Annotated in this window: 6 protein-coding genes and 2 pseudogenes; 3 read left to right on the top strand and 5 right to left on the bottom strand. The window is 57.4% G+C overall.

All coding sequences use genetic code 11. The features are described from left to right. The 4 genes and pseudogenes from AC630_RS08215 to AC630_RS08200 form a co-directional block, all read right to left on the bottom strand. Window positions 1-1,369 (bottom strand): annotated as a pseudogene (locus tag AC630_RS08215) (hypothetical protein); the annotation flags it as partial. A gap of 224 nt (window positions 1,370-1,593) precedes the next feature. Then, window positions 1,594-1,911 carry a hypothetical protein gene (locus AC630_RS08210; protein ID WP_143197901.1) on the bottom strand — a complete coding sequence of 106 codons (318 nt, stop codon included), beginning with the start codon at window positions 1,909-1,911 and terminating at the stop codon, window positions 1,594-1,596. Continuing rightward, on the bottom strand, window positions 1,908-2,339 hold the full coding sequence (locus tag AC630_RS08205; RefSeq protein ID WP_074117983.1) for an ASCH domain-containing protein: 432 nt from the start codon (window positions 2,337-2,339) through the stop codon (window positions 1,908-1,910). Before AC630_RS08205 ends, AC630_RS08210 begins: the two co-directional genes overlap by 4 nt. After that, on the bottom strand, window positions 2,332-4,521 hold the full coding sequence (locus tag AC630_RS08200) for a GNAT family N-acetyltransferase (protein WP_074117982.1): 2,190 nt from the start codon (window positions 4,519-4,521) through the stop codon (window positions 2,332-2,334). The genes AC630_RS08205 and AC630_RS08200 overlap by 8 nt, the downstream gene beginning before the upstream one ends. Here AC630_RS08200 and AC630_RS48230 point away from each other — a divergent pair. The 3 genes and pseudogenes from AC630_RS48230 to AC630_RS08190 all read left to right on the top strand — a co-directional run. Further along, window positions 4,478-4,702: pseudogene (locus AC630_RS48230) on the top strand (HNH endonuclease); the annotation flags it as partial. The gene AC630_RS08200 and the pseudogene AC630_RS48230 sit on opposite strands and share 44 nt — an antisense overlap. Window positions 4,703-4,813: 111 nt before the next feature. Continuing rightward, window positions 4,814-5,383, top strand: a complete 570-nt coding sequence (locus AC630_RS46775; protein WP_245330302.1) for a hypothetical protein — start codon at window positions 4,814-4,816, stop codon at window positions 5,381-5,383. 208 nt (window positions 5,384-5,591) lie between these two features. After that, the gene (locus AC630_RS08190) at window positions 5,592-6,299 is read left to right on the top strand and encodes a recombinase family protein (RefSeq protein ID WP_074117980.1); all 708 of its coding nucleotides are present in this window, start codon (window positions 5,592-5,594) and stop codon (window positions 6,297-6,299) included. Here AC630_RS08190 and AC630_RS08185 read toward each other — a convergent pair. Further along, a complete protein-coding gene (locus tag AC630_RS08185; RefSeq protein WP_074117979.1) occupies window positions 6,267-6,749 on the bottom strand; it encodes a hypothetical protein in 483 nt (160 codons plus the stop codon). The two genes, AC630_RS08190 and AC630_RS08185, sit on opposite strands and share 33 nt — an antisense overlap. Between the last annotated feature and the right edge of the window lie 267 nt (window positions 6,750-7,016).

Here is a 7,016-nt window from a genome sequence, read left to right as displayed (position 1 = left end):
AGCTACCCGACTCGTGACGAGCGGCGTCGTCGGCATCGACTATAATTTGGTTATCGTCGACTTTTAGGCCAAACTGAAGAATGCGCTCATAGATTGATCCTAGCTGCTGAACTGATAGGTCGCGAAAATTGATATATCTCGGCTGCCCATCTACGTCTTGATGGGATAGCCCGTATAGAACGTCGGAAATTACTCGATCCGACAGTTGGACACGCTGGAGCAGAGGGGCAGTCTCTTTAGCAAACAGACCACCGTTGTAAGGAGGAATGCCTAGCGTATCATCGCCTTCGGAGATCGCATTGAAGATCGCTTGCAGCTTCGGCCAGTAAGTTGAAACCTTGTCGGAAACGGCTTGCCCGCGGCTAGCGGCGATATCTAACCGGAGTTTCGTTACTGAATAGGGTTTGTAGTTCTCCTGATAGCGCGGGAGCAGATCACGGTCTTCCGCGTAGACTACGAATAGAAGCCTGTAGAGCAACACTAGAGCGTTTTTTCGCACCTCTTCTAGGTATTCACGATCGATGCCCTTCGGCTTGGATTGGTCATGCCGCGGTAGAGCGTCTACGAGACGGGGGAACAGCTGTGAGAAGACGATGCGAGAGAGGTCCTTTGCGACCCTTTCCTCCCACGTCTTGCCGGCCTCACGCGATATCTCATGGAAAGTCCGATTGCCTTCCGACGGCAAGAAGGCCGCCTTGCTAAACATGAGTATGAAGAGGCGCAGCGTCCGTTCCGGATCGAATCGTTCATCGACCCGATCGATCAGATCAAGGCCAAAGCCCGGCAACTCGAGTGCCTTTGCCAGGTCAACTTCGAAGAAGTCCTCAGCAACCGATAGAGCACCTTGAAAATACAAACGCCAGCGCCTGCCATCGGTCAGGATTCCAAAGCGCAATCGACCGCTCGTTTGAACATCGACCCTACTAAGATATTGGAGCATTTGAGTTGAGGGCACACCATCTTCACTCTCGCGACGCTCTGCGCGGTCCAACGAACGGTTCCAACGCTTAGCTTCGACAATGGCTATGCCCGACTGATATCGCTTCCAATGATCCGTTTCTTTGGCGGCTCTCTGCTTAGAGAGATTGTCCGAAAACAGAAGCGCGTCGGGAACTTGTTTACGACCCTTAGTCGAGAGGTTCTGCTGGACCAGCATGTCCTTGAAGCCAAGTGATTCCAGAATAGGCCAAATGAGGTCCTTTTCCGTCTCAGCTTCGCTCGGCCTTTTGTTTTGCAAAAAGGTTCTGGCCAGGCCAGTCAATCTCTTTTTGTGGGCGTCGTATGCTTCGGGGTCCAACGACTTCCAAGCACTCGTGCCGTCAATTCCTTCGGCTAGGTAATCACGCGTGAAAAGATTGCCGGAAATCAAAAGTCGCCCCCCCCCTGCGCCTGAAAGCCGACGCAGGTAATGACTATGCGACCAGGGCTCTGGAAGCAATAATTCTGAAGTTCACGCGCTCGGAACTCGATACTTGCGGCACCTCTTTTGCCCCACGTTGATTCTACGTACCCCTGGACTGACTTGCTTACACCGGTTCCAAGGGGCGAATCCTCAGCGCTCTTTTGATGGAAAGGCCCGTTTCGTCTCGGGTATTAGCGCGAGCTCACGGCCCGGGGCGGTGGTTTCTTCACGAAGGAGGATAACAGAAATCCGCGCTTCACGAGATAACGCAAGGTGGCCGTTTCGGTATTCTCCTCGTAACCACCGACGATTTCGCAGGTCACATCCAGATTGTGGGTGAGGTAAATACGGTCGAAGAGAAGCGAGACTTTCTTGGCCACGCTCTCAAGGGGCCAGACAGCATCGCCGTGATCAGCGTCCGGCGGCCAATCAAGGCCATGGGCAAGGTTCGGCGATATCACCCCCACACGCTGTGACCGGAAATCAATGGGAGTGGCGGCGGCGGTCATTTCTTGGCGAGCCGCTGGAGCGCCTCGGCTTCCGCGTTCGTTAGCCGCAGCAAGACCTGCGGTGGATGAAAGCGATCCCGGATTTCCCGCAGTTCTTCAATCGTGATCGGGCCAACCCGCTTGACCGCGGCTAAGAGGATCGCAACCGCCTCTTGGGTGCCATTAAAATACTCCATGAAAGAGGCGTGGTCGACGCCGGCGCCGCCCCGATGCTTCTGCCAGATCGTACGCGGATGCGCCCGGTTGACGTCGCTGATCGTTGCGACCCCGACTACGGCCGCCGTCGGGCGCGTCGCATAAATCCAGAGCCGCGTACCAGTAGCGAGTTCAGGAATCCGGCGTCGCAATTCTATCGTCTTCGTTCCATCCAGGATCGCATTCGCATAGCCGGGATGGATCGAAATGATTGCGTCGCTTGCCTCAGGCACTTGACCATCCACGATCGAGAACCGCCGCCAACTGGGCGTTGGGCAGCGGAGTTGTTGTTTGAAGGTTCGACGATCCGTCGGCGCCGAGCTGCCTCAGTGTATCGAGTGTGACGGGATTCGGGAACCGAATTAGGCTGTCGAACGATGTCGCCAGAACGTCCGATGATGTCGTCAATGGCTCGAGATCCTCGACCACGGCCCGCTGCAGGAGCTCATCGGACACGCGTTGCTTGGGCAGGATAGTGGCATCCACGATCCGGCCAGCCGCCACAATGGCCGCACGGCCGCCGGAGCGCTTGGATTCGTAGAAGAGAATGGGAACGCCGGGCCGCATCAGCGGGGCGGTCCGTGGGCTATTAAAATAAGTCCGCAGGCTGACGAAGGCTGCGTTTGGGCGGCCGAACATGTAAAGCTGCTCGGCCGTACCAAGCAGGTCGTCGGCGAATGATTTTGCGATTGGAACAATGACGCCATCCCGGCCGGGCCTCACGATCAAGGTTGGCGCGAGGGCGGCTTCCAGCGCGGCGAGTTGAACAGCGATATCGCTTCCATCGGCGCCTCGGACGGAAAGGCCGGATTGAACCGCACTGGCAGGCGGTACGGCTTCGGGCAAGGCGAGGCCGGTCCGTCGGCGCGTCTGGCGTGCAATCGTGGTCCAAGTCGAGGGCGTGAGAGGGCGCCCTAACGCGACCTTGATCAAGATGTCTGAATTGGCAGCAGACAAAAAGCCTCGGAGCTTAGCTGCACGGTTGACGGTCGATTGCCCTGGAATGGCCCTTAGCTCAATGGTGACGGGACCCGAATGACAGGAATCCCGGATCGCTTCGTCGAGGAGATGCTCCGCGAAGGTCTCAGAGGACACGTGATCGGGCCGGACGTGCACCAGCATACGGGCGGGTGCATCGACGCTTGCCGGCGCCCGGTAAATCCCGATCGCCACGAGCTCTCCATCCTCAAAGATTCCATGCGTGTTCGCCCGCTGGAACGCCGCCGCCGACGGAAGATACTCGGCGACCACTCCCTCGCTGACGTTTTGGGAGGCAAGGTAGACTTTCGCTTCACTACTCGTGGCTGTTTTGGTTTCGCACTTCGTACCCTTGAGCTGGCCACGCTCGCGGTTCGGCTCCTCCGCGGGTAACAGCTCCACGAATTCATCCAGGCCCGCAATGTCCACACCGATGAGCTTCAGCAAATCGTCGCGGGCATTCAGCAGTGCATTGTCACTGGTGATATAGCCGGATGCCCGTATCAAAGCTGCTTCGGCAAGGTGCCGCGCGTCGCTAAGCGCCTGGCGTGTCCCGGCTTGCGCGTGGTTTGTATCGACGAATACGGTCTTGTGGATCGCAGTCGCCAGCGGCTCCACATCTTCCTTCGGGAAGGCGGGCAGCTTCGGCAGTTGTCGCGCAAGCTTCAGGGGAGTGTCGTTGCCAGGGTCCTTCGAGGTGCGTTCGAGCTCGATGATGAATTCGGGCGCGACCGCCAGGCGAACGAGATGCGCAAGGGCCGCTCCGAAAAGCCGGTTAGCCGTCGCAGATCTCGCGCGCTCTTTTACCAGGTCGAACAGGACATTGAGATCGATGAGGTACAAAGGTGCCTCAAAGGCACTGCGCGGCCGAAGGCCCAGGTTCACAACGCCCTGCCCGGAGACGGCAGGTGGCGCCATCAACGTGAAGAAGTTCGCTGTATCCAGCTCCCGCGAGCGCAACACGATACGGCGTTGCCGTGCCTGGCCGCCGCTGCGAACATGCCGGGCAATGAAGCCGCGGCTTTCGTAAAAGGCTTGTGCGGTTGCAAGATCGGAGGCGACGGCAGCGGTTATCGCAATGTATCCACGGCTTTCAAGGTGAGACACAAGCCCGCCGACCAGCGCCGACGCAACGCCACTGCGGCGATGCTCCGGGCTGACCGCGACGGCCTGTATGCGGGCATTGGGAAACACACCACTAAACAGGATAAAGCCGGCCACCTGCGACGTGCCGTTTTCGCGGGCCAGCATCACCCTTAGCCGCTTCTGCATGATGGCGTCGCGATAAGCCGCCTCCGGCAAGAAGCCCAGCGCTTCCTTTTCACGATCGGCCAGTGCGCGAATGGCCGTGAATTGCTGCAACAAGGCGGCGGGGTCAATCTCGGTGCGATAAATGAAGCGGCTCGCCGGCTTATGCGATATACCGTTATCCCTCATAGGCAATTACCTGGCGGCAAAACATCGGGCAGACTTTATGCGCTGTATCTTCTGCAAACGGGACTCAACCAAAAGTAGGAGTATAGAGCATATTATTCCCGAGTCCCTCGGAAATATCGATCACGTGCTTCCGCGCGGCGCCGTCTGCGATACCTGTAACAACTATTTTGCGCGCAAGGTCGAAGGGCCATTGCTGGATACGCAATGGTTTCGGCATGCCCGCTCACGGCAATGGGTGCCCAACAAGCGCGGGTTAATACCCCCTATGCGAGGGGTTGTCCCGGGGGCCCGTATGTCAGCCGATGTATGGCTGGACGGCTCGAAGCTTACTTTCGGAGGGAGCAATCAGCGGGAGCGGGATGTTCTTACTGACGCCATTCTGACGGGGCGTGCTCGTTCCGTGTACATTCCGATCATCGAAGCAATTGATCCGCGCTTGATGTCGCGGTTCCTGGCCAAGATCGGTCTGGAGGTGTTGTCGGAGCGGCTTCTCCCGGTTGACGGGTGGAATGAAAAGATCGTCGATATGACGGCGCTCGATCCGCTTCGGCATTTCGCGCGGGTCGGCGATCGCCCGGAGAAATGGCCCTTCTCACGTCGGCGGATTTACGGTGAGGACGATGTCCAACAGGAAGGTGATGATGGCTACCAGGTCCTGCATGAATTCACGATCCTATGTGAACCGTTGCCCGAGCCCGGGCAGCTCGATCTTTACGCCGTCGTGTGCATCTTTGGAGAGGAATTCGCCATCAATCTTGGAGAGCCCGAAATCGCCAGCTATGAACGATGGCTGACGGCTCACGACGGAACGAGCCCACTCTACATTTCCGACAGACTACCTCTCCCGTCTATATTCGAATAGCGCGTAGCCGGAGCGAATCGAAGTCGGTCCCAGCCGCAATTGCTCCGAAAATTTCAGAGATCATAGTAGATCCAGGCCACGCCGCGAACTGCTAAAGTTCTCTTACGTACGTTCTTGAATCCTTTTGAGGCTACGCTAACCCGCCAGCCCCAGAGCAACTCCAACAGATGGCTCGGACTAGGCGTTGTATGTTAGGAGCGTTTCGTCGATGGCGGCGCCTACCATCTGGTTTGAGGGCACCGTGACGAAATTCATCGCCTACTTCCGTGTTTCCACAGAACGCCAAGGTAAATCGGGCTTGGGACTCGCGGCTCAGCATCGGAAGATTTCCGATTTCGTCACTAGAGCCGGAACGCTAATTGCGGAATTTTGCGATGTGCAGTCAGGCAAGGACGATTCTCGCATCGAGCTGCAGCGCGCAATTCAGTTGGCTAGGCGCGAGAACGCCAAAATCGTAATCGCGCGCCTCGACCGCTTCTCGCGACGCGTCAGCTTCATCGCGAGCATTCTTGACCAAGGCATTGGGCTGGTCTGCGCCGAAATGCCAAACGCCACTGACTTCCAACTGCATATTTTCGCTGCGCTGGCCCAAGAGGAACGCCGACTGATTTCCGAGCGAACGAAAGCGGCCTTGGCTGAGGCAAAACGACGGGGAAAGATTCTTGGATTGAATGGTCAGTATTTGGCCGCGAAGAACCGCAAGGCCGCTGACGAATTTGCATCCCAACTCAGGGCGAAATTGGATGCGGATGTATTGCGGCGTTCGTACAGCGAGATTGCGCGGCACCTGAACGATGCGGGAATCACAACGGTGACCGGGCGGAAGTTCTATCCGCAGACGGTCAAGAACTACCTCAGTCGCGAGACTGGCGAGGCTCGACCTTCAGTTCCTCGGCCGAGCGATCAGCTGGGTTAACTCGTCCGGAGTTACAATTTCATACCTAATCAGCTTCGCGCGAGCGGCTTCAACGACCTCAGGGGAAAATCGGCCTGGAAAGTCGATGCCTACTATGTATTCGCCTACCCGATCTTTTAGCCCAAACTTAACCAACCGTTCGAAGCCGGAGCTCATTTTATTTGCGAGGCACCAGTCCATCAGAATTTGCTCGACTGCAGTCGTCCCGCCGCCCAGATCATGGAGCTTCTTTCGCACGCGGCTCGCTCGGCCCCTTTTCAAGGTTTGCTCGTAGACTGCCAGGAGCGAATGAAAAGCAGCCTCCAGAGGATCCGAATAGCCTACGCCGCCCAATTGGGCTAACCGGACATATAACGGCTTTACAAAGTCGACCTCGCCGGCTTGGGTCGCCCGTTTCAGCGCTAAGCGGCAATCGGGCACTGTTTTAAGCACATTGGGGTCGTACAGCATGAATTCTCCCGGCGTATTCGGCCTGCTGTGACAAGGCTCCCATTGTCGCCTTTGGATACACGACGCGTCAATGCCGCTTACGAACACTCGGGGGGACTAAGGTGGCGGCCAAACGCTTGGGAGCAATCCGAGATTCGAATGGTCGGCTCTTGGGGCGAATCTTCGGTGCCTCGTGCAGATCTGAGACCTCCGCAGGCGCTTACTTAATTTGAGCCGATTATTGCCCACGGCAGTTCGGGCCGAGCAACGCAGGAAAAGATCGCTTAT

The sequence above is a fragment of the Bradyrhizobium sp. AS23.2 genome, assembly GCF_001908185.1.
Taxonomy (GTDB): domain Bacteria; phylum Pseudomonadota; class Alphaproteobacteria; order Rhizobiales; family Xanthobacteraceae; genus Bradyrhizobium.
This window is presented reverse-complemented; position numbering and strand designations above follow the sequence as displayed.

Coding starts and splice junctions, on each gene's coding strand:
- AC630_RS08210 (WP_143197901.1), bottom strand. CDS start 1,911: ATGACCGCCGCCGCCACTCCCATTGATTTCCGGTCACAGCGTGTGGGG.
- AC630_RS08200 (WP_074117982.1), bottom strand. CDS start 4,521: ATGAGGGATAACGGTATATCGCATAAGCCGGCGAGCCGCTTCATTTAT.
- AC630_RS46775 (WP_245330302.1), top strand. CDS start 4,814: ATGTCAGCCGATGTATGGCTGGACGGCTCGAAGCTTACTTTCGGAGGG.
- AC630_RS08190 (WP_074117980.1), top strand. CDS start 5,592: ATGGCGGCGCCTACCATCTGGTTTGAGGGCACCGTGACGAAATTCATC.
- AC630_RS08185 (WP_074117979.1), bottom strand. CDS start 6,749: ATGCTGTACGACCCCAATGTGCTTAAAACAGTGCCCGATTGCCGCTTA.